Here is a 25,722-nt window from a genome sequence, read left to right as displayed (position 1 = left end):
CATGGGATTCAAATGCGGTATCGTCGGCCTGCCCAATGTCGGCAAGTCGACGCTGTTCAATGCGCTGACCGAGACGGCGGCGGCGCAGGCGGCGAACTATCCGTTCTGCACCATCGAGCCCAATGTCGGCGCGGTCGCGGTGCCGGATCCGCGTCTCGACAACTTGGCGGAGATCGGCAAGTCGGCGCAGATCATCCCGACGCAATTGACCTTCGTCGATATCGCCGGGCTGGTGCGCGGCGCCTCGAAGGGCGAGGGCCTCGGCAACCAGTTCCTCGCCACCATCCGCGAGGTCGACGCGGTGGCGCATGTGGTGCGCTGCTTCGAGGATTCCGACATCACCCATGTCGAGGGCAAGATCGCGCCGCTGGCCGACATCGAAACCATCGAAACCGAGTTGATGCTGGCCGATCTCGACAGCTTGGAGAAGCGCGTCGATAACCTGGCGAAAAAGGCAAAAGGCAACGATAAGGACGCCAAGGAGCAACTCGACCTGGTGGGCCGCGCGCTGGTGCTGCTGCGCGAGGGCAAGCCGGCCCGGTTTCTGGAGCGCAAGCCGGAGGAAGAGCGCGCGTTTGGCATGCTCGGATTGCTGACCTCCAAGCCGGTGCTGTATGTCTGTAATGTCGAGGAAGGCGCGGCCGCCGCGGGCAACGCGTTTTCGCGCGAGGTTGCCGAACACGCCAAGACGGAAGGCGCAGTTGCGGTCGCCATCTCCGCCAAAATCGAATCCGAGATCGCGACGCTAACGCGCGAGGAGCGCACCGAGTTTCTCGATACGCTGGGGCTTCAGGAAGCAGGCCTCGACCGGCTGATCCGCGCCGGCTACCGGCTGCTCGACCTTATCACCTATTTCACCGTCGGCCCCAAGGAAGCCCGCGCCTGGACCATCACCCGCGGCACCCGGGCCCCGGCGGCCGCCGGCGTGATCCACACCGACTTCGAAAAGGGATTCATTCGCGCCGAGACCATCGCCTACGCCGATTACGTCGCGCTCGGCGGCGAAGCCGGCGCGCGCGACGCCGGCAAACTGCGGCTGGAAGGCAAGGATTACGTCGTCGCAGACGGCGACGTCATGCATTTCAGGTTTAATACGTAACGACCGTCATTCCGGGATGCGCGCCCTTGCGCGCAGACCCGGAATCCAGCCCACGCTCTGCTGTGGATTCCGGGTTCGCGCGAAGACGCGCGCCCCGGAATGACGACTGTTACCGCATCTGGCCCTGGTCGCGGATGGCGCCGAGATGCTCGTTGATGCGGAACACGATCAGGATGAATTCGGCGGCGATGCGCGAGAACACGATGCCGACGATGACGCCGGCAATGCTGGACAATACCACGATGAAGCCGCCGAACGGGCTGATCGCCATCGCCGCCAGGCCCGAAAAGATACCGGAAATGCCGAACAGGATCATCAACGCGATGGCCAGCCAGTAGAAGGTCTTGATGATGGTCGGCGTGATGAAGCGGTCCCACTGAAACAGATCCCGAAATTCAAACATCGGTCGTTCTCCCAGGCCAATCGAAATTCAAATCATCACGCATCACCGATCGCGGCACAGGGCGTAGCGCCGAACGCCGCCGCGGGCAAGATCGCAGCCGCCCCATGCGCGCCGGACGGGTTGAGATTGCTGCAAAGTGCGGCCACAATCGGGCTCCCTCGCCAGCAATCCCGGCCATCCCCATCATGACGCTCAGCTTCGAAGACTTCTCCCCCGGCCGTTTCGGCTCTTGCGGGCCGCGCCATGTCACGCGCGAGGAAATGCTCGCCTTCGCCGCCGAATTCGACCCGCAGCCGATGCATCTCGATGAGGAGGCAGCAAAGCGCTCGATGCTGAAGGGACTGTCGGGTTCGGGATGGCACCTGTGCTCGATCATCATGCGGATGATGTTCGACTTCTATATCGGCCGCACCGCGTCGCTGGGTTCGCCCGGCGTCAGCGAGCTGAAGTGGCTGGCGCCGCTGCGGCCCGGCGACGATCTTGTGCTCGAGGTCGAGGTGGTGGAAGCACGGGTGTCGCGCAGCCGGCCGGAGACCGGCATCGTGACGTTCAAATGCATCGTCCGCAACGGGACCGGGCAGGCGTTGTGCGAAATGACCTCGCCGATCATCGTGAAGCGCCGCGAAGCAGCACTAGCCGGGTAGCCATCATGCGTTTCTTCGAAGACCTCAAGATCGGACAGCGGCGCGAGATCGGCTCGTTCACCTTCACCGCCGAGAACATCAAGAAGTTCGCCGCGCAGTTCGATCCGCAGCGCTTTCATCTTAGCGAAGAGGAAGGCCGCAAATCGCTGTTCGGCGGACTGGCGGCATCGGGCTGGCATGTCGGCTCGGTGTGCATGAAGCTGCTGGTGGCGGACGGCCAGCGCCAGGCGGCGGAAGCGGCCGCGCGCGGCGAGAGGGTCGCGATCTGGGGTCCCTCGCCGGGGTTTCGCGAGTTGCGCTGGCTGAAGCCGGTGCTGGCCGGCGACACCATCGCTTACGCCAGCGAGGTCGCTTCGAAGCGAGCTTCCGAAAAGCGCCCCGAATGGGGCATCGTGGAAGCCCGCAACACCGGCACCAATCAGCGCGGCGAACTGGCGTTCTCGCTGCTGGCGACCGCGTTCGTGCCAAGGCGCAGCGGCGGGTAACCGCACGCACCCCGTCATCCTCACTCACAGCCGTTATCCTGAGGAGCCGCGCTCTGGCGCGGCGTCTCGAAGGATGTCGCAGGCGCTCGTGGCCCATCCTTCGAGGCTCGCCGTGAAGAACGGCGAGCACCTCAGGATGACGGGGCGGTGGATATGGTGAGTGCGGCACGGAACGAATTTTCCGGTAACGCATTGTGAACCTGATGCTGCTCAAGTTCGACACAGGGCAGTAAATGACAGGGGACGGCGATGGCGGACCGCAGCGGGTTGAAATTCGTGGGCTTTATCTTCGCAACGGTGACGCTTGCGGTGATGTTGACCGCTGCAATGGTGGTGAAAGGCCATGCCGACGGCGCGTATGTGCTGGACGGCGCCTCGATCGCGAGCCGATAAGTTACGCTTCCCTAACCATTGATTCAGAATCAGAAAGTTTGTCGTGCCCGGGCTAAAGCGCGAAGCGCGTCTTCGCGCAGATGTCCTGGGCATCCACGTCTTTGCGGCGCTGAAAGACGTGGATGGCCGGGACAAGCCCGGCCACGACGATTTCAAGCACGCCAGTTATCCGTTACGCAAACCGTCGGCGGTGCGCTTCCATTGCGCGACGTTGTCGGCGATCATGCGGGTCGATTTCATCGCGGCTTGGCTGAGCTGGGCGTAGCCTGAAATCTCGCGCTGAACGCGCTGTCCCTCGGAGTGCAGCAGGTCGCGCAGCGCTTCCAGTTCGGACACCAGGTTCTCGATTTCGGTGAGCGAGGTTCCGGCGACGCGCTGGATCAGCGAATTGACGTTGTTGACGGTCGCCTCGGCGCTGGCGTCGAGCGCGGGCTCGGTGGCGAGCATGCTCGGCGAGCGCCGCAGATAGGCGACGTCATTGCGGACGAAGTCGCGGATCCCGGCTTCCACTTCCGAGACCGCGGCGAGATTGGGATCTTCGACAGTTGTTTCAATTTTTTCAGATGGCAGTTTTTCAGATGTCATGGCGTTCATCGGCCGTTCCTTGTTTCGCGTTGAAGCGAGCGCGGATGTCCCCCGCACGACGAAAGTTAAGCGACGCCATCCATCCCGCCGATTTTGACCACATCGCGGCCAATCTGCGGCAATGCGCGATCTTTCCCAGTCCTCGTGTCCCGGGCGCGGTGCAGCGTTCTTTCCGCTGCTCCGCAGAACCGGGACCGTCACGAATACCGTGGTCCAATTACGGCCCCCGGATCAGCAGCGCACCACGCCGCAAGCGCGGCGCGCTGCGCAGCATCCGGGGAACGCGGCAACACCGTGCTATCTTTACGACGCGATCTTCGGCAGGTCGATCGGCCGCCCGAGCGCCTGTTCGACCAGATCGAAGGTATCGACCAGGACCCGGATATTCAGCAGCCGCCCCGCCTTGAACTGCGCGAAGTGGGCGAGCCGCAGGCTGATCGGCTTGTTGGAGTCGATCGTGGTCAGGGAATAGCGCATCATCGAGGCCGCCGAATCCACCCCCAGCATGATCGATTCCCGGTCGAAGCGATGGACCCGGACGTTGTCGGCGATCTGCCGGCAAACCTCCAGCACGGCGGCCTTGCCGCGGCGGCTGCCTAGAAACGGAAACATCTCGATCGGCCCGTAGATCGCCCATTCGACGTCCTCGTCGATCAGCGGCTCGAGGTCTTGCTGCTGGCGCTCGTTGATTGCGTGGTGCAATGCGCGCGAGAAACGCCAGAGGCTGTGCTCTGTCATGGCGGTCACCTGAAAACTGGATTTGCAAGACAGCAAGCGGCCCTGGCGTCATCGTCGACGCCGCGCCTGGAATGCTGCATTCCCAACTAGTTGAAGCTTCAAGTAATCCGATTTTGGCAAAACGCAATTGATATTTTTGCAACGCACCAATACCCGCGGGCGCCGTTCCGAGTTCGTTAAGGTTTTCTGATGCTTAACGGCCCTCGCGCAGCAAGGCCGGGCCCGGGTTATCCGGTTTTGGATTTGTTGCCGATCAGTTCGGCCGAGATGTCGCGTTCGAGGATCTGCTGAACCAGCTCGAACGAGTCCAGGATCTCGTGGATCTTGGTGATGCGGCCGTCGGCCAGCGTGTAGAACGCCGCGAGGTCGAATTGCACCATCCGGCTGTTGGCGCGCTTGCGGAAAAACACCCGAATGCTCGCCGCCACCCGGTCTTGCTCGGCGACGATGAAGGGTATCTCGTGGCGCATGTCGGAATAGCGGGCGTGGATAGTTCGCCACATCGCCCCGACCTCGGCCTTGCCGCGGCGGTAGCCGAGATGCGGCAGAATATCGATCGGCGCGTGGGTGACGAAATCGATATCGTCGCCGCAGCGCGCCAGCGCGCCCTCGATATCGCCGGAATAGAACGCCTCGAGAAACTTCAGCACGCGCTGCCGGTTGAGGTTTTCGGTCATTTTTCTTCGCGCCGGTGTTAGCCCCGACTAGCGTTTCCATCCGCCTCATTGCGAACGGAAGCCCAGGTTCAAGCGGCAGGCAACAACCATGGGTTGATATTCCGTCCGCGATTAGGAATCAAGCCGCATTCCGCAAAATTGCGGTGGATTGCTGCCCAAGCGGGCCCGGGGTCCAATGTCTTGCGCGGTCTTGCCTCACGGAACGCGTCATTGCCGGACTTGATCCGGCAATCCATCCTTTTCGAAGAGTCATCCGAAGACCGATGGATACGCGGGTCAGGCCCGCGTATGACGCTGCGATTGCATACGCCGCCATGCGCCTGGGCCGGACCCTCGCCCCACCCGGGGGCCGCCGTCAGCTCTTCTTGCTGTTCGGGCTCTGGCCGGCCGGGGTCTTGCCGGAGGCGAACGGCGAGGGCGCGGCGCCGCCCTTTTTGAGGTTCTTGTCGGCCTTCGGCTTCTTCTTTTCCTTGTTGCTGCGCATCTGACCCTTGGCCATGACGGAGTCTCCCTCGGCGCCGGGTTGAATCGATGGCGCGCGGCGCGAGGATAACAAATCCGGATCGATTTGTATGCGGCGGGAATCGAGCAAACCGCGAACGCACCGAATTATTCCGCTGCAAGCCGGGATATGCGTGCCCCGACGCAGCGCAGCGCGTAGCTCTTGCGAAGTGGTGCGCTGCAGAGCCGGAGCCTAGCTTTTTTCAACTGCAACCGGGGTCCCGGTTCTGCGAAGCGGCATAAAGAATGCCGCATCGCGCCCGGGACACGAACTGCCGGGCTGTACCGAAACGGCGCTTCACAGCCGGCCAGGCCGCCCGTATCCTTAAGGCAAGCAGGGCAGTCTTCAACGCCCGCCATCAGGGGAGAACCCGACGTGAAACCACTTGCAACTCTCGTTGCCGCCGGCCTGCTGCTGGCGCTGCCGGCCTCGGCGCACACCCCGCAGCAGCCGCCGCACCAGTCTTATGCCGAAGGCGACCTCACGCTGGAGAGCGGCGAGGCGATCAGGGATTTTGCGATCTCCTATGTCACCCATGGCGCGCTGAATGCCAAGAAATCCAACGCCATCCTGATGGTGACGGCGATTTCCGGCAACCATCACCGCCTCGATTTCATGATCGGCCCCGGCAAGGCGCTCGACCCCGCAAAGTATTTCATCATCTGCACTGACGCGATCGCCAACGGGCTCTCCACCTCGCCAAGCAATTCGAAAATGCAGCCGCGGATGAATTTTCCGAAATTCACCATCCGCGACATGGTGCAATCGCAGCACCGCCTGCTGAAGGAAAAATTCGGCATCGACCATGTGGTCGCGGTGGTCGGCCCCTCGATGGGCGGCATGCAGGTGCTGCAATGGGGCGTCAGCCATCCGGATTTCATGGATTCGCTGGTGGCGATGGTGCCGCTGGCGAAGACGCCGGCCTGGACCGTGGCGGTGCTGGAAGCCTCGCGCAAGGCGATCATGACCGATGCTGCGTGGAAGGACGGCAACTACGAATCCCCGCCGGAGAACGGCATCCGGCTGTGGCGCGACATCCTCTCGCTGCTGGCGGCGCGCACGCCGGAGATGTACAGCGCGCAGTTCAAGAACGGCATGGACGTGCTGCCCTGGATGGCGGTGCAGGAAACCGCGCTGCTGAAGGCGTTCGACGCCAACGACTGGATTTTTCAGACCTGGGCCTATCAGGCCCACGACGTCGGCGCCACACAGGGTTTTAATGGAGACACCGCCAAGGCGCTGGCCTCGATCAAGGCAAAAACGCTGATCCTCACCGGCACCAAGGACCTGCTCAATCCGGAATTCGAGCCGATCGAGATGGGCAAGAACATCCCGAACGCGACCATCAAGACCATCAGCCCCGGCACCGTCACCGGCCACGCCGCCGCCGGTGGCGGCTTTCCGGCGGACGTGGAGTTTCTGAACAAGGAGACGGCAGCGTTTCTCGATACGGTGATCGAGGGCGGCAAGAAGCTGGATTGATGGGAGAACGCGGCGCTTTCCTAACCTCTCCCCGCTCTTTCGCGGGGAGAGGTCGAAGCCGAAGCGCAGCGAAGGCTTCGGGTGAGGGGCGAGGCAGTGCGATAAAGACGCGCGACGGACTCTCGGGTCGTGCTCGTTGCGTCGAAGGCTTTCCGACCCGATAAGTTTTTTGATTTGGCAGCGCAGTGCCTGGCCCCTCACCCGGCGCTGCGCGCCGACCCTCGGGTCAAGCCCGAGGGCAGGCTCTCTCCCCGCGAAAGAGGGGGGCGAGGTTAAGAGGGCGCAATGCCCCTCCACTCGTCATGGCCGGGCTTGACCCGGCCATCCATCTTCTTGGAAAGGCTCTTGCGAAGAGTGAGGGATACGCGGGTCAAGCCCGCGTATGACGCAGAATGTGTTTCAGCGCGTTGCTAAATTTCGATTCATAGATTCAAACAGCCAAGCCTCATCGTTCTCGCGGCGCAATGCGTCCGAGGTTTGCCAGTCCCTCGCAACCCAAGCGAGGGGGGTGGAGCGGCGGGAGGCGCCAGGGCGCCAGCGGGCACCCTTGGAGGCGGGAATAACGTACCCACCTCGCGCAGCTGATAACGCCAGCCGCGCGCGCCCAGTGACGTAGGGCGCAGCGCCTCCCGGCGCTCCACCTTACCACCAGCCTGTCGACCGTTCCGGGGGCCCCCGGACCGGCCAGCTCTCGCTCTGTCCGCTGAAGGATCGCTTCTAGAAAGCGCCCCCTCATCGGACAGGACGCGAGCAGGATAAGCGAGGTTCTGGGGGCGTGGATAGGCATACATTCACAATCGCGTGAACGACGCCGGGCGTTGCAAAACTTGGCGTCTATGAACGCGGGCCGCCCCCCGGAACGCCGTCAGCCCGGCGCGCGTTATCTCATCGCGAGAACAGGAGACCCACGCATGACCAAACCCATCCAGCCCGTTCCCGAAGACAACAAGAGCCACAAGGGCCCCGGCAGCGAACCCAAGGTCGAGATCGACACCACCAAGGGCCACCGCGACGACGAAAAGCACAACATCCGCGAACAGGGGGATCACGGGAATATGGTGCAGAATACCAGCAATCGAAGAAGTGGGTGAGGGCCGCCAACACAGAACCGTCATGGCCGGGCTTGACCCGGCCATCCATCCTCTTCGCAAGACTCTCTTCAAGATCGATGATGCGCGGGTCAAGCCCGCGTATGACGCTGTATGCGGCGCGCTCGTGCCGTGCATCCATCTCCGCCGTCATCCTGAGGAGCCGCGCTCTTGCGCGGCGTCTCGAAGGATGGCCGCATGCACTCGTGGCCCATCCTTCGAGGCTCGCCGCCAAGTGCGGCGAGCACCTCAGGATGACGGCGCGCGTCAATAGCCGTCAGCTTCGAGAAATTCTTCCGCCTGCTCCCGCGTCGGAAAGCGGCCAAGCTCGCGATAATCCGGCTCCTGCTCGGCGCTGTCCGGCGACCAAAACACCACAAACTCCTTGCCGTCCCGTTCGATCAGCGTGGTGAGCCGCTCGCTGTCGAACGGCGACATATGCCGCGCGCCGCAATGCGGGCAATCGTCGTCGCACGTCGCCGACCACTGATCGGTCCAGATGCGCTTGCAACGCGCGCATTTGTAGAAGTTGAGAAACCAGGCCATGCGATCCACCCTCAGGATCGCAAACGATAACTTCCGCGCGAGACGAAATCCAGAAACCCGCGGTTGCGGAGATACTGAAGCTGCTGGCGTATCTTCGGCCTGACGTTCTGATTGCCGGGATAGAGTTCGCCGAGATGACGCTCGAACGCGTAGACCTCATCCAGCGTAAACTCGCGCTTGCCGAGCGACTCCACGCATTTCATGACGTCGAGCAGCCAGCCTCGCGACTCCAGTGATTCATCCCGAAGGAAAAGCGTTTTCTGCCATTCCGCAAGAACCAAGTCCTTCGCGCGGATGATGCCATTCTGCACGATATGAATCTTGCCCGACTCCGGTACCTGGCCAAGCAGGATTTTTGAGCCAACCCAGCCGGCGCGCCGTGCGGTCGGCGCCAGCGGCTTGCGCTCCTCGATGATATCGCGGACGAAAAAGTGCTTCGGCACGATGAAAAGGTTGACGACCGCAAGAGACTTGAGGTCGTAATTCATCAGCAGCAGGTTTGGATTGTTGTTCGCCGCGAGACGCTGGCATTTCGTGTTGAATTCGCCGTCGAGAACTTTCGCGCCGAATTTACCCTTCTGGCTCTTGAGTTCGAATTCCTCGCTGCAGGAGCCGCAGAAGAAATCCGCAAGCGGGCTGTTATTCGGGAACGACGAAATCCGAGCATTGCCGCAATGCGGGCAGTAAGCCTAGGCGCGCACCCACGCTTCCGTCCAGGTGCGGCCGTTTTGCGAACCGCTGGTGAAGGGCGACTGGGATTCTTCGAAGCCGAGTTTCATCGCTCGTAGTGATAATTGAGGAAAAACTAGTCACCGCTATCGTGTAAAGAATCTTTCTCAAAATCAAATTCTATTTGTGGAGGCGGGGCATCTGTCTTAGCCGGCGTCGGATCAACGTGTTCTTGGTAAGCGGCAACATTTACGTATTCGCCAGGATACTTGGGGCATTTACGAATATGCGGAGGCACATAACGACCCGGCAGATCACCTTTCTTTCTTCCCATGGAAAAATCCTCAGAATGCGTAGCCTTGCTCCAGTTGTCCTAGCGGCATTTTCTTTCGCTGGGGCCTGCGCTCACTGAATGCGACCGAGTTACACTTGGCCGCTGCGGTTTTGGCGCAATCTCGTCTAAGATTTATGCTGCGGCTTTGCTTCTATGAATAATCAGAGCCTTCTCGAACTCTCCCACAGCGAATTCATGGCTCGCTTCGTTCTTAGCTAATTTTTGTGGGTCGAACCGGGCCATATCCAGCACAAGCCTGTAAGCTCCCGCTATCTCTCTTAGGTACCGATCTAAAAACTTGAACGGGTCCGTAGCCCAAATAACCTTGTCCTACTTTATTTCCATTAGTCCCTTCAGGCCATAAACCAACGGCATGATTAGACCATCCGGATAACGATGCTTGACGTTTTCATTCAGATAGTAGGTCGTCGGCTGGCTAACTACAAAACCGGACTTGTCTTTTGCCGCCGAACGACGTGCCGGATCGTAAATCTTCACAATTGGATTGGCGCCAAACCGGTAGTTATTCGCATTGTATGCTTCTGGAAAATCAGCATAGATTCTATCGTAGAGTTTGGGTAAATCCGCCAAGATATCGAAGCAACTTCGAACCGTGCCGTTGATCAATTCATGGACCGGCCCGTCACTTCGTTGAGAAACGCCTTCGTGTTCCATTAGCCGATCGAACTGCTTTGAACATTCGCCCTTGTTCCGATAGATGTTTTGAGACGTTACCGATATATCGATTGGCAATAGTTTCGCTTCGTTAGCCCTGTTCAGCGGGATCCAGCAAAGCGCTAGGAGATCACGCACCTTAATCGGACGCGCCTCACTGCTTTCCCATTCATTGCTTATCCATTCCACGCGTTGAGCAATTGCCGAATCCAAACGATTACGAATTTCGTCATAAAAGCCTTTCTTATTAGACTTGGTTCCTGCGTAAGTGGAGCATTATTGTTCCGTGCTGCGCAGATTTCGAGGACCGACATTTCAAACTTTGCTACCGCTCGTTCGTCCTCCGGATCAGACGGAACAATGAGTTCGACCGGCACTAGGAAATCAAATTTCTCTTTGAGTTCCTCAAGATTGTGTCGCTCCTCCTCCCACCATTCCTTCATGTCTTCCACAGCGTAATTTTCTCTAGTTCGCCGTCATCCAGCACCTCCGACAACATATGAATTCCGATGGCGAGCATGTTGTGGCCGCCATCTAGAATGCCTTCAGACGCAGGATCGTCGAATTTGAGTTCAAAACGGTTGCGCTGGAGCGCTTCATAGGTAGAGGTACCTAACAGAATGCCCTTTGATTTTAACGGAAAAAGTTCAGGCGTTTTACGCAACGACTCAAGAATGTCGTCGGTGACATTTCCCGTTTTTGCAGCGCGGGGATTAGCTTCGAGAGAAGCGTGATCGAAGAGAGGATACAAATCCCTGCCACGCACGAAGCCGGTGTATCGCTTAATTCCCGCAATCGAATTTTCAGCAGAGACGTGACTTAGCCGGTCTTCGTCCCGCGAGTTGGGTTGCTCGGCTACAAGAGCAAAACGAATGATGATTTTAGGTTGGTTATTCATGACTTCAGTCCTTCTTTTCGAAGAGACTGATTTCGGGCACCAAGCACAGATGAGCGCCGAACAACGGAGCTAGCAGTCGCTTTTCAGCAACAAAACGAAACCATCTCAGGTTTCTTTTCAACTCTCTGTCCAGAGAGCAGTTGTAGTGGGACCTGATCTCGGAATGCGAGCAAGAGGACTTCGCCTAAATTATCCAAAACGATTTCGGTAGCATTCCACCATAAATATGGTACCATGCCAGCATGACCTTAAACATCAAAAATCCTGAAGCGCATAGGCTGGCGCAGGAGCTTGCAGCACTTACCGGCGAGAGCATGGCGACCGCCGTTACAGAATCCGTTCGTGAACGTCTCGCCCGTATGCGCCAGCAGCGGGAGCCGCTGGCGGCACGCTTGCTTGCGATCGGGAAGGATTGCGCGGCTCATCTGAAGGAGCCTTCTCGATCAATTGACCACGCCGATCTGCTTTATGGCGAGGACGGATTGCCGCGGTGATCGTCGATACGTCGGTACTTATCGCAATTCTGCGCGACGAACCCGAGGCGCCAGTTTTTGCCGATGCGATCGCGGGGGCGGAGGTGTGCAGAACGTCGGCCGCAAGCTTTCTCGAAACAGCCGCGGTCATCGACTCCAACCGTGATCCGGTTGCGAGCCGTCGCTTCGACGAATTGCTCGCGACCGCGCAAATCATAATCGAACCTGTCAGCGAAATGCAGGCGCGTATCGCGCGTGAGGCGTATCGCGATTTCGGCAAAGGCAGCGGTCACCCGGCGCAACTCAATTTCGGCGACTGCTTTACCTACGCCCTAGCGAAGGAAACCGGCGAACCGCTGCTATTTAAAGGCGACGATTTTCATCACACCGATATTGCCGTGGTGCCTCTCGCGTAACGGCATCTACCGCTTCTTCCACCCGCCGCGATGCCCCGGCGCGCCGCCGCTCGAGCGCGGCAGCGGCCCGAACTCCGGCCCCGACTCCCGCGAGTTTGTCGGCTGGATGATCTTGCTGCCGCTGCCCGGGGCAGGTGACGCGCCGCCGCGCTTGGCGCCGGGCGAACGTGGCAGGGCGTTCGACTCGGTCATGCTGCGCGGCTGGTAGATCTTGCTCTCGGTCCCCGGGCCCATCTCGTCCAACGTCGGCTTGCGCGGTCCGGCGCGTTTGGCGCGGTCCGGCTTCACCTCGTGCCAGGTCGCGATGCCCATTTCGTCGAGATCGGGTTTGTGGATGCGGGAAGCGCTGCCGTCGTCGCTCACCCCACCCCGCGCGCCGGGGGCGCGCGACCCTCCCCCTGCAGGGGAGGGTGAAGAGGTCCGCGGCGTGTTGTTGCCGCCGCGCTTGCCCGAGCCGCGGGGCAAATTCGCCGCCTCGCCGAACTGCTTGGCGCCCGCATAGGCGCCGGCCTTGCCCTGCACCACCCGCTGTTTCGCCGTGGGATCGTCGACCACCGCCAGCTCCGTCGCGCGCAGCCGCTTCACCTCGTCGCGCAGCCGCGCCGCTTCCTCGAAGTTCAAATCCGCCGCCGCCTCGCGCATCCTTGTCTCGAGATCGGCCAGCACCGCCTCGAAATTATGCCCGATGCTGATGACATCATCCGCCATGCCGCCGTCGCCGATCTCTACCAGCACATGGTCGCGCTCGTAGACGCTGTTCATGATGTCGTGGATCGAGCGCTTGATGCTTTCCGGCGTGATGCCGTGCAGCGTGTTGTATTCGACCTGCTTTTCGCGGCGGCGGTCGGTCTCGGCGATGGCGCGTTCCATCGAGCCGGTCATTTGATCTGCGTACAAAATCACCTTGCCGTCGACGTTGCGCGCGGCGCGGCCGATGGTCTGGATCAAGCTGGTCTCGCTGCGCAAAAATCCTTCCTTGTCCGCGTCCAGAATCGCGACCAGCGCGCATTCCGGAATATCCAGCCCCTCGCGCAAGAGGTTGATGCCCACCAGCGCGTCGAACGCGCCCAAGCGCAAGTCGCGGATGATCTCGATGCGCTCGATGGTGTCGATGTCGCTGTGCATGTAGCGCACGCGGATGCCCTGCTCGTGCAGATATTCGGTGAGGTCCTCCGCCATGCGTTTTGTCAGTACGGTGACCAGCGAGCGATAGCCGGCCTGCGCGGTGGCGCGGACCTCGCCGACGAGGTCGTCGACCTGGGTGCGCGCCGGGCGGATGTGCACCGGCGGGTCGATCAGCCCGGTGGGGCGGATCACCTGCTCGACGAACACGCCGCCGCTCTCGTTCAGCTCCCACGCGCTCGGCGTCGCCGACACCGCCACCGATTGCGGGCGCATCATGTCCCACTCCTCGAAGCGCAGCGGGCGGTTGTCCATGCAGGACGGCAAACGAAAACCGTATTCCGCCAGCGTCGCCTTGCGCCTAAAATCGCCTTTGAACATGGCGCCGATCTGCGGCACGGTGACGTGGCTTTCGTCGGTGAATACCAGCGCGTTGTCGGGCACATATTCGAACAAGGTCGGCGGCGGCTCGCCGGGGCGGCGGCCGGTCAAATACCGCGAATAGTTTTCGATGCCGGCGCAGCTGCCGGTGGCTTCCATCATTTCCAGGTCGAAGGTGGTGCGCTGCTCCAGCCGCTGCGCCTCCAAGAGGCGGCCCTGATCGTGCAACTGGTCTAGCCGCCATTTCAGCTCGGATTTGATCGCCTTGATGGCCTGGATCAGCGTCGGCCGCGGCGTCACGTAATGCGAGTTGGCGTAGATTTTGATGAACTCGAGCTCGTCCTGCTTGTGGCCGGTGAGCGGGTCGAACTCCTCGATGCTCTCCACCGTGTCGCCGAACAGGTTGACGCGCCAGGCGCGGTCCTCGTAATGCGCCGGAAAAATGTCGATGACGTCGCCGCGCACCCGAAAGGTGCCGCGGGCGAAATCGGCCTGCGTCCGCTTGTACTGCAGCGCCACCAGGTCTGATATCAGCGCGCGCTGGTCGATGCGCTCGCCCTTCTTCAGCGCAAACGTCATCGCGGTGTAGGTTTCCACCGAGCCGATACCGTAGATGCACGACACCGAGGCCACGATGATGACGTCGTCGCGCTCCAGCAGCGCCCGCGTCGCCGAATGGCGCATGCGGTCGATCTGCTCGTTGATGGAAGAGTCCTTTTCGATGTAGGTGTCGGTGCGCGGAACGTAGGCTTCGGGCTGGTAGTAGTCGTAATAGCTGACAAAATATTCCACGGCGTTGTCGGGAAAGAAATTCTTGAACTCGCCATAGAGCTGCGCGGCCAGCGTCTTGTTCGGCGCCAGGATGATGGCGGGACGCTGCGTCGCCTCGATCACCTTGGCCATGGTGTAGGTCTTGCCCGATCCGGTGACGCCGAGCAAAACTTGCGTGCGGTCGTTGCGCGAAATGCCTTCGACCAGTTCCTTGATCGCGGTGGGCTGGTCGCCCTTCGGCTCATATTCGGACTTGATCTCGAAGCGCACGCCGCCTTCCGACTTTTCCGGCCGCGGCGGGCGGTGCGGTGTCCAGATCTTTAAAGAGCCGTCCTCCTTGCGGAATTCCGGCCGCCCCTCGCGGATCAGCGCTTCCAGCGCGTCCGCGGTGGCGGCGACGCCGAGCGCCTCCATCTTGTTGCGCGGCGGCCGCGCCATCGCCTCGGCGTCCTCCTCCTCGGTAGTGAAGCCGAGCTGCCTTGCCAGTTCCGGATCGAGCGCGGGAATGGTCGCGGCAGTGCCGTAATTGGCCTGCGGGGCTTCCTCGAGCCCCTGGCGCGCACCCGGCGGCTGCGGATTTTGCCGCAGCGGCATCGGAACCGGATCGGCAGCACTGCCTTCGGGAAAATCCTTCGGCGTCGATTTGCGCGCGCGATGCGCCGCGGCCTCGCCACCGGCGCGGCGGTCCTTGGAATTATCCGGCGGCGGCTGCAAGCCGGTGCCGGAACCGATGCCCGCCTCGCCCTTGGCGATCGCAGGATTGAGCAGTTCCGCCAGCGCCGGCCCGATCGGCTGCACGTCGGGGCGATGCGCCTTGGATTTCGGCGTTTTTGACCGCGCGGGGTCCGCGGGTTTCTTGGAGTCGGGGAGCTTTGCCATGGCGTGTAATATGGGTGCGCAGTGGCGTCTTGTCATCCGGGCATCAGGGAACCCTGCCGGTTCCGCAAGGGCCGCTGGCGCTGGTTTTCAGCGACAAAAAGCGCTTCACATGAAGCCGATCTTGCTCCGCACCGAATGCAGCAACTTGCCGTTTTGAAGCGTCACCGGAACGTGCGACCCCTTGCTGAGATCGACGTCGAAGGTCGCGGCCAGATTTTTCTCCGGAAGTTTGACTTCAAGCTTGGCGCGGTCTTTCGGAACCGGAACCGGGGGAACTTGTTTGGCGAGGCCGATCATCTTTTTGGTGGTGATTCCGGCCTGGTCGAACACCGTCCGGCCGTCGACATCGATGACGACATGGTCGTTGTCGAAACCATCGGTGAGATAGACGCGCATATCAGGCACGGGCAACTCCGATATTTCCCCTGCACTGCGGCAAGTCTCACATTCGGCAGTGGCGCCGCTGCGCACCATCGCACAAAGACAGGCTATCACGCAAAAACAGCCGGCGACACGACGACCGAGCCGGCTGACGCCGCGCGCGTCAGGTCGAACGGCCACGTGGTTTGCCTGGCCGCTTTTTACGCGGCGCGGCCGGGGCCCGAACCCGCGACGGCGCGGCAGCAGGCCGCTTTCCGTTCGAATCCGGCAACTGGTCGGCGCGCCGCTGATACCGCTCCACAGTGGGAGCATTTGCCCCCCGCGCCGAGAGATCCTGTGCAAGCGTCTCGAGTTCCTGCTTCGCCTGTCCGGGGTTTCCGGCCTCTTCGTGATAGTCGGCGCGGCGCTGGACGATGCGGCTATAGCCCAGGTTGGAGGACTTGTCGTCGTCGTTGCGGTAAACGTTGAGCGCCGACTCCGTCATTTTCAATGCCTGCTCGGGATCGGCTTCCGACGTCCGCACCATTTTCTTCGATTGAGCATCCGGCATCCGGTAGAACGGCTTTGACACGCCGTTGGCGAGCGTGACCGCGATCTTCGCACCGAGCGCCGTGTCCTTGTATTGATCGGCCAGGCCTTTCAGAACATCTACCCCTTTTTCGAGGTGGGGCGAACGGGAGCCCTGGAGATAGAGGGTGAGCCCGACATCGTCCGTAAAGTAATCCTGCGCCTTGCGGTCGATCTCCTTGCTCACGGGCGCTCCGATGCGGATGCGGTGGGCTTCGGAAGGAATCAGCACGTCGCCCGGCCCCTGATAGACGGCCCGGATCCGGTAGTCGCCGGGCTGATCGAAATAGAAGCTGCTGCTTCCGTAGCTCAGGAAAATCTCGCGGCTGTAGCGGTCACGGCCCTGCTCTGCGGTTCCCGCCGCCGCAAGCGACAGCATCTCCGATCCCCCCACCGCGCAGATTACGGGATCGTATTGAATGACCTGGCCGTCCGGCTTCTGGATGTAAATGGCGACCCCGCCATATTCGGGCTGCAGCCTCTTGTCGATCATGACAGCGGCGTCGCTCAGCAGGTTGCGCAGCCGCAACTCGACAAGCACCGGCTCCATCAGATCGAAATAGCCTTTCGAACGAACAATCAGTTCGAGCGCCGCCTTGCCCTCGATCTGGGTCATCGACAGGTTGGGCGCCTCGAGGTGCGAGCCGGAGGACCAGGGGTCGCCTCCCATGATTACGGCGGCCCGGTTGCCGTGCCGCAGATGGATCAGCTCATCGTCGTCGAAACGGAATGCAAATCGCTTCCAGAACGTCCGCTCGCCGTTGCGCTGTTCGTAGCGCCAGTCGTAGTTCATCCACGACAGCGAATCGGGGCGGCCCTTGTCCCAGGAATGCAGGAAGTTATAGGCGTGCCCGGCTTCATGCACCCAGGTGTAGAGGAATTGCCGCGCCGCCTCGGCCTGCTTCTGGTTCTGCGGCGTTTCCGTCACCAGGTCGTCGAACCATTCATGCTTGCGAAACACCGCAAAGCCCTGCCGTTCAGAGCCGGTGGCGCCGGTGCCGGCGGCGGCGGCGTCGAACATGATGCCGCCGACCAGGGAGTCCTCGAACGTTCCGGCCATCAACCCCCAGATCTTCCAGTTCGGCCAGGTTCCGCCGATCTGGCTGAAATGGGTCTCCATCGCGTCGTGAAGTTCGGCCGTCGTCCAGCTGCGAAAAGCCGCGGCGCTGTCGTCGATGACGGTGTGGTCGGGAGATATGGTGACGTGGACGCCGGCCTCCTCATAGGCGGACTCGACCGTCAGCACGCGATGCGGCAGATCCGCCGGGTGATCGTCGTGCCAGCTGGTATCGTAGTTCGGCAGCAGCGGCGACGTGTTGATGGAGGCGCAGACGTCGACCTCGATGCTGACGTTGCGGAAGCTGTCCGAGATGCGGCGGCAGCTGTATTTGCGGGTCGCCCTTCCGGTTTCGGTAAATGTCGCTTCCGCGCCGACGGCGGGCGGGGATCCGGGCCAGCTGATGCGCAGGGCAACGGTGGTGGCGGCATGGGTTCCGACCCAGAAGCGAACCGTGCCGGTCACGTCGATATGGTCCGTCGACGGCGTCACCACGGGGCGGTCGACGATCCATGATTCGATATAGGTCCGGGAAATCTGCGGCGGCTGGCCGGGCAGGTTGGTGCGTGTGACCTGGAACAGGTCGCCGCTGACCCGGTTCATGACCGGCGAGATGAGATTTCGCGGATCGATGTCCACGCGCAGCTCGAGCTCGAACCGGCCCGGTTGCGGCAACATCATCTCGCCCTGATACAGACCGCTGACGGTCAGCGGGCGGGAAGCCTGCGCTGCTGCCGCACTGGATGCTTCTGCTTTGCCGGTTTCATAGCTGTCCATCGGTTGCTCCCAAAATTTTTGATCTGCTGATCCGGTCGGGATCATCGCTCAATCACTGGCTTTGACAATAAAAACAATTGTAGGGTGAATTGCTTGCCGCGACAATCCATCAGGAAGCATTGCGCGTGGAGCGCTGCTTTTTCTTGTGAACGCGCAATCTGCCGGTAAGATCGCACGGAGAGAACGTCGTTGTTCTCGATCGATCCGGGAAAACTGACATGACATTGGTTTCGGTCGCCCGCTTGGCGGGCATTGCGCACGCGTTCGCGCTGCTTTGGTGTTTGCCTGCCTTGGCCCAATCCAAGGACGCCGAGCCCGCAACGCGCGCGGCCAACGACGCCTTCGTAAAATCGCTGCCGTTTCCGATCGCGCCGATTTCGACGACGCCAGGCGCGGGTTTGTCGCCGTGATTGCCGGTCCCGGCGGCAGGCCGGCGTTCGACACAAAACCCTACGCCTTCCTGCAGAAGGACGAAGCGCCGGCGACGGTCAATCCGAGCCTGTGGCGGCAGGCGCAGCTCAATGCGGGTAAGGTAAAAGTGATCGCGCCGGATGGGTTCATGGAACACGCGGTGGCGGAGAACATCATCGCCGGCAACGCCATGCGCCGCCGCGCGCAATTCCAGTTCGGCAGCACGCTTCCCGTCGGCGAGCGCGCACAGGTCGATACCGGGCTCGGCAAGGCGCTGTCGATCGGCACCATCTCGCTGATCCCGCCCAACGACGTGATCAGGCAGGCCTATGAGACCCGCACCATCGACGGCGTCGAGATCGAATTCCATCTGGTGCCGGGCTCCGAGGCGCCGGCCGAGATGATCATGTACTTTCCGCAGTTCAAATTGCTGAACATGGCGGAAGACGCCAACCACACCATGCACAATCTCTACACCATCCGCGGCGCGGAAATCCGCGACGGCAGGCTGTGGTCGCGCTATATCGGCGAGGCGATCGAGCGCTATGGCGACAAGACCGACGCGGTGATCGCGCAGCATCACTGGCCGATCTGGGGCAATGCGCGCGTCGTCGCGTTCCTGAAGAAGCAGCGCGATCTCTACAAGTTCATCCACGACCAGAGCGTGCGGCTGCTCAACCACGGCCTGACCTCGACCGAGATCGCCGAGCAGCTGAAACTGCCGGCCTCGCTCGCCAATGACTGGGCGTCGCGCGGCTATTACGGCACGCTGAGCCACAATGCCATGGCGGTCTATCAGTTCTATCTCGGCTGGTACGACGCCAACCCCGCCGACCTCAACCCGCTGCCGCGCGCGGAAATGGCGAAGAAGCAGGTCGACTATATGGGCGGCGCCGAGGCGGCGCTGAAGCGCGCCCGCGAGGATTTTGCCGCCGGGCAGTACCGCTGGGTCGCCAGCGTGACGAGCCAGCTGGTATTCGCCGACCCGTCAAACAAGGACGCGCGGAATCTCGGCGCCGATGCGCTGGAGCAGCTCGGCTACCAGAGCGAGGCCGCGACCTGGCGCAACGCCTATCTGCTCGGCGCGCAGGAATTGCGCAGCGGCGTGCCGGCGCAGCGCGGCGACAGCGCCAATGCCGAGTTGCTCAAGGGCGTCTCGATCGACCTCGCCTTCGATTTCCTCGGCGTGCGGCTCAATGCGGGCAAGGCCGAGGGCAAGCATATCGTGGTCAACTGGACTTTTACGGACCTCAACCAGAGTTATGCGATGAACCTGGAGAATTCGGCGCTGACCCACACCAGCGGAAAACCCGCCGGCAACGCCGACGTCAGCGTCACCCTGACCCGCGCCACGCTCGACGCCATCACGCTGAAGCAGCGCACCTTCATGGCAAGCATCGCCACCGGCGACGTGTCGATCTCGGGCAATCCGCTAAAACTCGGCGAGCTGTTCGGCCTGCTCGACGAGTTTCCGCCGGGCTTCGAGGTGGTCGAGCCGAAGAAGGCGAGCGTTGAATAGCGTCCGCGCTCGCTGAATCGCGAATTGGTCCCAGCATCAATTCGCGACCATGTGGTGATCCTCCAATCTGACGGTGACCATGTCGTAGCGCGATTGCTTCAGCGACTGCGCATCGTTCACCTGATGGAAGCCGATCTTGAGGTATTTCTCGTCGACGAAGATGCGAAGATAGCCGTAATTAACCTGGTCGTATTTTGCCAGCAGAAGCTTGTTCACCTTTACAGCGCTGTTCTTGCCTTCGAGATACAGAACGTCGGTGTTGGGGTCAGGTTCCACGGGCGGCCCTCCCTGTCCCCGGACCAGGGGATCGACGGCATGGCCGCCATCGCCGCAGACGATGAAGGGAACGTTGAATTCCTTGCCCTCAAATTCGATGATGCGGGTGTAGCGCTGATAATTGTGGGAATGTCCCGACAGAAACGCGTGAGGGTATACTCCTTCCTCAGCGCACACGGTGTCGATCTGCCGGAGCATGGCGATGCTCGGCACATGGTTGCCCCCTGCGCCACCCGCGCCGGGCGGCGGCTGATAGGTGAACGGCGGGTGATGGACCGTGAGCAGCACCGCGCCGGAGTAATCCTCCTGCTTGATCCGCCGCAGCTGGGCGCGGAGAAAATCGATCTGAATATTCGAAACCGCCGGATAGTTTCCATCCTGGTTGGAAATCACGCCGGGGTCTCCCAGCGCATTGCTGAACAGGCCGATGATCCGGACAAAAGGCGCATCCAGCGTGAAGTAGACACCCGGCTGTGTCATCGCCGTTCGATGCAGTGAACCGGCCTCCGCCGTGATGACGTGCCGGGTGTTACAGAAATTCCGCTGGAATGTCGTCAGCGGCTCAGCCCCTGGCTTGGTTCCCGATTTCACGAATGAATCGTGATTGCCCGGGACCGCAAAAATGGGCGCAGGGTAGTTGCGAAACGGGTCGTAGAATTGAGCAACGTAGTGGTCGGCTTCGCCGGAATAATAGACGAGGTCGCCGACGTGAAACAGGAACGCGGGGCGGTTGTCCGGCGCTGACGTCGCGCAATCGAGCGTGACCTGCTGGGCGACGTGGAGCTGGCCGGCATTGTTTTCCGATTGCGATGCTCCGGAATCGCCAAAGGCATGAAATACGATCTTGCCCGCTTGCTCGATCTCCGCGACGACCTGCGCGCCGTGATCGCCATACGCTTCCGCGAGGCTGAACATTTCGTCCGCGGCGATCCGCGACTGCGGAACCGCGACGACGTCCTTTTTCTTCAGCTCCATGAGCAGGAGGTGCTGGTCGCCATCATTCGGGTGCTTGGTCAAAAAGAGATTTGCCGCCGGGGGCGATCCATCCTGGCCGAAAACCGGTTCGTGAAAAATGGGTTGAGAAAGCGGGGAAAGAGCGTCTCTCGCCATGCTGAAATCCTCCTCGTTTTATCCACCGTCAATTATGCGGCGACAGGGAATTATTGCAATCAAAGGGTGCGGCGGGGTCCGGCGCGGCCTGCGGTCGAATGACACAGACATGTGCCGTCGAAGCTGGCGCGCGGCAGTCTCGCCACTGCTTGTTCGAAGATGAAACCTGATTAGAGTGCGCCGGCGGGTCGTCTTCCGCAAACCCATTCGAGGAACCCCATTGCCCGCCGACATAAATCCGCTCGCCGGCACGATCGCCGACCCGTCCATGCTGGCGAACGTGCCGCGGCTGGTGACGGCCTATTTTGCGGGAAAACCCGATCCCAAAGTCGCGTCGCAGCGGGTGGCGTTCGGCACCTCGGGGCATCGCGGAAGCGCGTTCAACAACGCCTTCAACGAGGCGCATATCCTGGCGATCAGCCAGGCGCTGTGCGACCACCGGGCGCGCAGCGGCATCACCGGCCCGCTGTTTGTCGGCATCGACACCCACGCGCTGGCGGAGCCGGCGCTGGCCAGCGCGCTCGAAGTGTTCGCGGCCAACGGCGTCAATGTGATGATCGACGCCAACGACGGCTACACGCCGACGCCGGTGATCTCGCATGCGATTCTCACCACTAACAAGGGCCGCGACAGCAGCCTGGCCGATGGCGTCGTGATCACGCCGTCGCATAATCCTCCCGAGGATGGCGGCTTCAAATACAATCCGCCCAATGGCGGGCCGGCGGATACCGACATCACGGCGGCGATCGAGCGCGCCGCCAATGGCTTTCTCGAAGACGGCCTCAACGGCGTGAAGCGCATCCCCTATGACCGCGCGCGTAAATCGTCCAGCGTTCGCCGCTACGACTACATCGGGCCCTATGTCGCCGACCTCGCAAGCGTGGTCGACATGGATGCGATCCGCGCCTCCGGCGTCAGAATCGGGATCGATCCCCTGGGCGGCGCCGGCGTGCATTACTGGCAGCCGATCATCGAGCGCTACGGCCTTGCCGTCACCATCGTCAGCGACGCGGTCGATCCGACCTTCCGCTTCATGACGCTCGACTGGGACGGCAAAATCCGCATGGACTGCTCCTCGCCTTACGCGATGGCGCGGCTGATCGGCATGCGCGACAAGTTCGACGTGGCCTTCGCCAACGATACCGACGCCGACCGCCACGGCATCGTGACCCGCTCGAACGGGTTGATGAATCCGAACCATTTTCTTGCCGCCGGCATCGCCTATCTGTTCGAGCATCGTCCGGACTGGAGCACGGGCAGCGCGGTAGGCAAGACCATCGTCAGCAGCGCGATCATCGACCGCGTCGCCAAAAAGCTCGGCCGCGAGCTGGTCGAGACGCCGGTTGGGTTCAAGTGGTTCGTCGAGGGCTTAAGCGGCGGGGCTTTCGGCTTCGCCGGCGAGGAAAGCGCCGGCGCCTCGTTCCTGCGGCGCGATGGCTCGGCCTGGACCACCGACAAGGATGGCATCATCTTGGGACTGCTGGCCGCCGAGATGACCGCGCGGACGGGGCGCGACCCGAGCCAGCGGTTCGATGACCTGACGCGCGAGCTAGGGGTGCCGTTCTACGAGCGGATCGACGCGCCCGCGACTTCCGCACAAAAGAATCTGCTGAAGGCGCTGTCGCCTGACCAGCTGGCGATGAAAGAACTCGCCGGCGAGCCGGTTCGCACCGCGCTCACTGCCGCCCCCGGCAACGGCCAGCCATTCGGCGGCATCAAGGTCTCTACCGACGACGGCTGGTTCGCCGCGCGGCCGTCGGGCACCGAGGACGTCTACAAGATCTACGCGGAGAGTTTTCGCAGCGAGGCGCATCTGCGGCAGATCCAGCAGGAGGCGCAGGACGCGATCGCGCGGGCATTCAACGAATAAGTCGTGCCCGGCAGCGCAGCGCTCCGCACTTCGCGGCTACGGCATTGTCCTGATGTGCTTGAGCATGGCCTTGGCGACGGCCGCCATTGCCTTGGTCCGGTTGGCGATCGCATTCGGGCCGGAAATCAGCAGCTTGTCGGCAGCCACATTGCTGATGAATTCGGCTTCGAAATAGGCGCTGCGGCACATCTTGGCCGCCGAACCGATCTGGCCGTTACCGAGCGAATTGTCGTTCAGAACGCCGAGTCCGCCAGGCCCGGAGTCGGTATCCGGTTTCAGGCCCCGGTTTTTTGCGCCGGGGTCCAGCGCCTTGAGTGCGCCGAACAAGGCGTTATGGACATCGGTGGCGAAGGCGACGTCTTGCTGAAAATTGAGATTGTTTGCGGCCGCGCGGAAAAACGTTTCGGTGCCTCTGACCGAGGCATTGTCCAGACCGTTGAAGTGCAGGCAAAGAAACAGCTTGGCGCGGTTGTCGGCGGCCACCGCGGCGCGATCCTCGATGCCAACATTGACATCCGTGGTTCGTGTCAGCACCACCTTGACCGTCTCATTGGCATTCGCGGCCTGCTTGAGCAACTCGTCGCGAAGGATCAGACAGAAATCCAGCGCCAGTTTCTTTTCCTTGACCCCGCTCACGCTGATGGCGTTGTTGGGGGAACTGCCGCCCACCTTTACGGTGCCGCCATGACCGGGATCGATCACGATGGCTCCGAGGTTGGTTACTGCGTCGGCTTCCGCGCCCGCGGCGACATTCGCTGCGACGAGGGCATTTGGTCCCTCCATTTGGTCCAGCAACTCCGTCGCTTCCGGGACTAGGGCCAGCACCTTGTCGGCGTATTTTTTCGACGGCGTATAGATCGGTCCGATGAAGCGGATGAAATCCTCCGCGGTGTCGACATGCTCCTCCCATCCGGAATAAGGCGAGCGGTTGAGAAAGGCCCAATATCCCGCGATGAAGTTCTCGAGGGTTGCGAATTTGCAGTAGAACTCGACGCCGTCATGCGCCTCGTATTTCACCTTGGTGGCGTAGGCAGCCATTTCCTTCCGCCATTTGAGGCCGCCGAAGTTGTAATGCAACTTCGCAAGTTTCGACGTCGCCCGTCCGCTTTCGAGCATCCACTGCGCCAGAGTGACGGGGCGCAATTGCGGATATCGAATGTCGTCACCGGCGTAAATGGTCGCGAGCTTTTGCAACAGATTATTGGCCGCCATGACAGTTCTCCTGACTAAACATTTATGAAAAAACCCGACTGCCGGTCGGAAGCATCAAGTCCGATTGCAATCATCTTTTTTGACGTCGCGGATGACTACCATCGACGCAGCGGCTGGCTGGGTTGGAATGAACTCCCATTCATAGTGATCCGGATAAAGTTTGATCTTCAGGATGCCATAGTTCTGCAGATCATAGGCTTCGCGAAACGCCCAGGCATTCTCGTAATCATTTTTGAGTTTGTTTCCGATTTTTCCTTCGGAATGAAGATGCGTGCCGCCCGTGCCGACGATGAACGACCGCACGCCGTCTTTCACCATTGCGGCCTTGCCGTTTTTGGCGGCAGTGCCCTTGGCGTTGGCGCGGCCAAGTTGTTCATAGTGGTGATCGTGACCCGCTACGATAACGGAAGCGCGCGCGTTATGGAGCGTCTCATAAATTGCCTTATAGCCGCTGAGAGGGACAAGCGGCGACGACAGATTGATATTCGAGTTCTGACCGTGGCCGTGGCGGCCGGAACTGTAAAGTGCCGCATGCGAAAATGCGAGCACGCAGTGCATGCTCGTTTCTTTATCGAGCAGTGTCTTGAGCGTAGCGGCGGAGAGTCCCGCGTACGGATTGAGCCCGATCAGCAGCCACGGTCCTTTCTCCCTGTCGGGAAAGCGCAAGGAGTATAATGGCTCCGTTTGCTTGGCAAATTCGTTGTCTTCGAAATACTTGAAATACGGTTTGGCGTGGTCTTCACCCGGTTTTTTCTCTGAATCTTTCACACACTTTTCGTTCGGTGGTTCACCTCTCTTGGGATCGTATTCATGATTCCCGGGAACAGGCAGCAACAAGTTCTTGAATTGCCCCCAGCTCTCGTCAAAGCATTTGAAGCCGCCCGTTGCGCCGCAGTTGTAGGCGAGGTCGCCGAGCGCAAGGATGCGGACCTCTACGCCGGGATATTTCACCGTCGCGTCGTCGATTTCCTGTTTGATCAGGCCAGCCGTAGCCTTGCCGTTTCTGGTGTCTTTATCCTTATCGTCATCTTTCGGGCAGACCGCGATATCGCCCGCCGCCAGCAAAATGCCGATCGGCTTTTCGTTCGCCCGGGCATTGAAGGGAATGAGCAAAAAAGCCAGCGCGACCGCGCCGATGAAATTCCGGGCGCATTGATTCATGGCTGAAAGCACCTTCAATAATATTCAAATAACGGCAATGCCGGACATTCGAATGTCAGGGAGCACAACTGTCAAGTGCAGGCGGTTGCGGCAACTTCGCTCACTTCCTGCGAGGTGCCCC

At 61.2% G+C, this 25,722-nt stretch carries 26 protein-coding genes and 1 pseudogene; 11 read left to right on the top strand and 16 right to left on the bottom strand.

The features are described 5' to 3' along the window. Position 1 precedes the first annotated feature (1 nt). Positions 2-1,099: a redox-regulated ATPase YchF gene (ychF, locus tag VGP39_RS22425; RefSeq protein WP_327570281.1), complete on the top strand. Its 1,098-nt coding sequence runs from the start codon at positions 2-4 to the stop codon at positions 1,097-1,099. A 109-nt stretch (positions 1,100-1,208) separates the two neighbouring features. Here ychF and VGP39_RS22420 read toward each other — a convergent pair whose 3' ends face one another. Then, positions 1,209-1,502, bottom strand: coding sequence for a DUF4282 domain-containing protein (locus VGP39_RS22420; protein WP_327570280.1), 294 nt, complete (start codon positions 1,500-1,502; stop codon positions 1,209-1,211). Positions 1,503-1,687: 185 nt separating this feature from the next. Between VGP39_RS22420 and VGP39_RS22415 the strand changes: the two genes are divergently transcribed. The 3 genes from VGP39_RS22415 (at position 1,688) to VGP39_RS22405 (ending at position 3,024) form a co-directional block, all read left to right on the top strand. Beyond that, positions 1,688-2,146, top strand: coding sequence for a MaoC family dehydratase (locus VGP39_RS22415; protein ID WP_327570279.1), 459 nt, complete (start codon positions 1,688-1,690; stop codon positions 2,144-2,146). A 5-nt stretch (positions 2,147-2,151) separates the two neighbouring features. Further along, complete coding sequence (locus VGP39_RS22410) at positions 2,152-2,631, top strand: MaoC family dehydratase (RefSeq protein WP_327570278.1); 480 nt, start codon at positions 2,152-2,154, stop codon at positions 2,629-2,631. Positions 2,632-2,880: 249 nt separating this feature from the next. Beyond that, complete coding sequence (locus VGP39_RS22405; RefSeq protein WP_327570277.1) at positions 2,881-3,024, top strand: hypothetical protein; 144 nt, start codon at positions 2,881-2,883, stop codon at positions 3,022-3,024. Between the two features lie 165 nt (positions 3,025-3,189). Here VGP39_RS22405 and VGP39_RS22400 read toward each other — a convergent pair whose 3' ends face one another. The 4 genes from VGP39_RS22400 to VGP39_RS22385 form a co-directional block, all read right to left on the bottom strand. Then, positions 3,190-3,618, bottom strand: coding sequence for a hypothetical protein (locus tag VGP39_RS22400; RefSeq protein WP_327570276.1), 429 nt, complete (start codon positions 3,616-3,618; stop codon positions 3,190-3,192). A 294-nt stretch (positions 3,619-3,912) separates the two neighbouring features. After that, positions 3,913-4,347, bottom strand: a complete 435-nt coding sequence (locus tag VGP39_RS22395; RefSeq protein WP_327570275.1) for a nuclear transport factor 2 family protein — start codon at positions 4,345-4,347, stop codon at positions 3,913-3,915. 227 nt (positions 4,348-4,574) lie between these two features. Further along, the gene (locus VGP39_RS22390; protein ID WP_327570274.1) at positions 4,575-5,024 is read right to left on the bottom strand and encodes a nuclear transport factor 2 family protein; all 450 of its coding nucleotides are present in this window, start codon (positions 5,022-5,024) and stop codon (positions 4,575-4,577) included. A 355-nt stretch (positions 5,025-5,379) separates the two neighbouring features. Continuing rightward, entirely contained in the window at positions 5,380-5,523 is a 144-nt protein-coding gene (locus VGP39_RS22385) for a hypothetical protein (protein ID WP_327570273.1), read from the bottom strand. 378 nt (positions 5,524-5,901) lie between these two features. Here VGP39_RS22385 and VGP39_RS22380 point away from each other — a divergent pair, with 378 nt between their 5' ends. Both VGP39_RS22380 and VGP39_RS22375 read left to right on the top strand, forming a co-directional pair. Then, positions 5,902-7,008: an alpha/beta fold hydrolase gene (locus tag VGP39_RS22380; protein WP_327570272.1), complete on the top strand. Its 1,107-nt coding sequence runs from the start codon at positions 5,902-5,904 to the stop codon at positions 7,006-7,008. A 911-nt stretch (positions 7,009-7,919) separates the two neighbouring features. After that, positions 7,920-8,099 carry a hypothetical protein gene (locus VGP39_RS22375; RefSeq protein ID WP_327570271.1) on the top strand — a complete coding sequence of 60 codons (180 nt, stop codon included), beginning with the start codon at positions 7,920-7,922 and terminating at the stop codon, positions 8,097-8,099. Between the two features lie 264 nt (positions 8,100-8,363). Here the strand turns inward: VGP39_RS22375 and VGP39_RS22370 are convergent, their stop codons facing one another. The 5 genes from VGP39_RS22370 to VGP39_RS22350 all read right to left on the bottom strand — a co-directional run bounded on the left by VGP39_RS22370 (position 8,364) and on the right by VGP39_RS22350 (position 11,218). Continuing rightward, a complete protein-coding gene (locus tag VGP39_RS22370; RefSeq protein WP_327570270.1) occupies positions 8,364-8,642 on the bottom strand; it encodes a hypothetical protein in 279 nt (92 codons plus the stop codon). An 11-nt stretch (positions 8,643-8,653) separates the two neighbouring features. Then, on the bottom strand, positions 8,654-9,301 hold the full coding sequence (locus VGP39_RS22365) for a DpnI domain-containing protein (RefSeq protein WP_327570286.1): 648 nt from the start codon (positions 9,299-9,301) through the stop codon (positions 8,654-8,656). 146 nt (positions 9,302-9,447) lie between these two features. Beyond that, positions 9,448-9,645 (bottom strand): hypothetical protein, encoded by a 198-nt coding sequence (locus VGP39_RS22360; RefSeq protein WP_327570269.1) that lies wholly within the window; start codon positions 9,643-9,645, stop codon positions 9,448-9,450. Positions 9,646-9,975: 330 nt separating this feature from the next. Then, positions 9,976-10,533, bottom strand: a complete 558-nt coding sequence (locus VGP39_RS22355) for a hypothetical protein (protein WP_327570268.1) — start codon at positions 10,531-10,533, stop codon at positions 9,976-9,978. A 226-nt stretch (positions 10,534-10,759) separates the two neighbouring features. Continuing rightward, positions 10,760-11,218 (bottom strand): hypothetical protein, encoded by a 459-nt coding sequence (locus VGP39_RS22350; RefSeq protein ID WP_327570267.1) that lies wholly within the window; start codon positions 11,216-11,218, stop codon positions 10,760-10,762. A gap of 242 nt (positions 11,219-11,460) precedes the next feature. Here VGP39_RS22350 and VGP39_RS22345 point away from each other — a divergent pair, with 242 nt between their 5' ends. Both VGP39_RS22345 and VGP39_RS22340 read left to right on the top strand, forming a co-directional pair. Continuing rightward, positions 11,461-11,712 (top strand): type II toxin-antitoxin system VapB family antitoxin, encoded by a 252-nt coding sequence (locus VGP39_RS22345; RefSeq protein WP_327570266.1) that lies wholly within the window; start codon positions 11,461-11,463, stop codon positions 11,710-11,712. After that, positions 11,709-12,107, top strand: a complete 399-nt coding sequence (locus VGP39_RS22340; protein WP_327570265.1) for a type II toxin-antitoxin system VapC family toxin — start codon at positions 11,709-11,711, stop codon at positions 12,105-12,107. The genes VGP39_RS22345 and VGP39_RS22340 overlap by 4 nt, the downstream gene beginning before the upstream one ends. A 6-nt stretch (positions 12,108-12,113) precedes the next feature. Here VGP39_RS22340 and uvrB read toward each other — a convergent pair whose 3' ends face one another. From uvrB to VGP39_RS22325, 3 genes are all read right to left on the bottom strand, one after another. Next, entirely contained in the window at positions 12,114-15,260 is a 3,147-nt protein-coding gene (uvrB, locus tag VGP39_RS22335; RefSeq protein ID WP_327570264.1) for an excinuclease ABC subunit UvrB, read from the bottom strand. Between the two features lie 105 nt (positions 15,261-15,365). Beyond that, entirely contained in the window at positions 15,366-15,665 is a 300-nt protein-coding gene (locus VGP39_RS22330; protein ID WP_327570263.1) for a hypothetical protein, read from the bottom strand. 139 nt (positions 15,666-15,804) lie between these two features. Next, a complete protein-coding gene (locus VGP39_RS22325) occupies positions 15,805-18,042 on the bottom strand; it encodes a hypothetical protein (protein ID WP_327570262.1) in 2,238 nt (745 codons plus the stop codon). Positions 18,043-18,260: 218 nt separating this feature from the next. Here VGP39_RS22325 and VGP39_RS22320 point away from each other — a divergent pair. Next, positions 18,261-19,972 (top strand): annotated as a pseudogene (locus VGP39_RS22320) (alkyl/aryl-sulfatase). Positions 19,973-20,008: 36 nt separating this feature from the next. On the opposite strand, the gene VGP39_RS22315 reads toward VGP39_RS22320, so the two are convergent. Beyond that, positions 20,009-21,223 (bottom strand): metallophosphoesterase family protein, encoded by a 1,215-nt coding sequence (locus VGP39_RS22315; RefSeq protein WP_327570261.1) that lies wholly within the window; start codon positions 21,221-21,223, stop codon positions 20,009-20,011. A gap of 9 nt (positions 21,224-21,232) precedes the next feature. Between VGP39_RS22315 and VGP39_RS22310 the strand changes: the two genes are divergently transcribed. Both VGP39_RS22310 and pgm read left to right on the top strand, forming a co-directional pair. Continuing rightward, complete coding sequence (locus VGP39_RS22310) at positions 21,233-21,460, top strand: hypothetical protein (RefSeq protein WP_327570260.1); 228 nt, start codon at positions 21,233-21,235, stop codon at positions 21,458-21,460. 118 nt (positions 21,461-21,578) lie between these two features. Then, positions 21,579-23,228, top strand: a complete 1,650-nt coding sequence (pgm, locus tag VGP39_RS22305) for a phosphoglucomutase (alpha-D-glucose-1,6-bisphosphate-dependent) (protein ID WP_327570259.1) — start codon at positions 21,579-21,581, stop codon at positions 23,226-23,228. 36 nt (positions 23,229-23,264) lie between these two features. Here the strand turns inward: pgm and VGP39_RS22300 are convergent, their stop codons facing one another. Both VGP39_RS22300 and VGP39_RS22295 read right to left on the bottom strand, forming a co-directional pair. Beyond that, complete coding sequence (locus VGP39_RS22300) at positions 23,265-24,440, bottom strand: N-acetylmuramoyl-L-alanine amidase (RefSeq protein ID WP_327570258.1); 1,176 nt, start codon at positions 24,438-24,440, stop codon at positions 23,265-23,267. 54 nt (positions 24,441-24,494) lie between these two features. Continuing rightward, complete coding sequence (locus tag VGP39_RS22295; protein WP_327570257.1) at positions 24,495-25,619, bottom strand: hypothetical protein; 1,125 nt, start codon at positions 25,617-25,619, stop codon at positions 24,495-24,497. Positions 25,620-25,722: the final 103 nt, after the last annotated feature.

The organism is Bradyrhizobium sp., assembly GCF_036009065.1.
Lineage (GTDB): Bacteria > Pseudomonadota > Alphaproteobacteria > Rhizobiales > Xanthobacteraceae > Bradyrhizobium.
The sequence above is the reverse complement of the archived record's forward strand: the minus strand, read 5'-3'. Positions and strand labels throughout refer to the sequence as shown.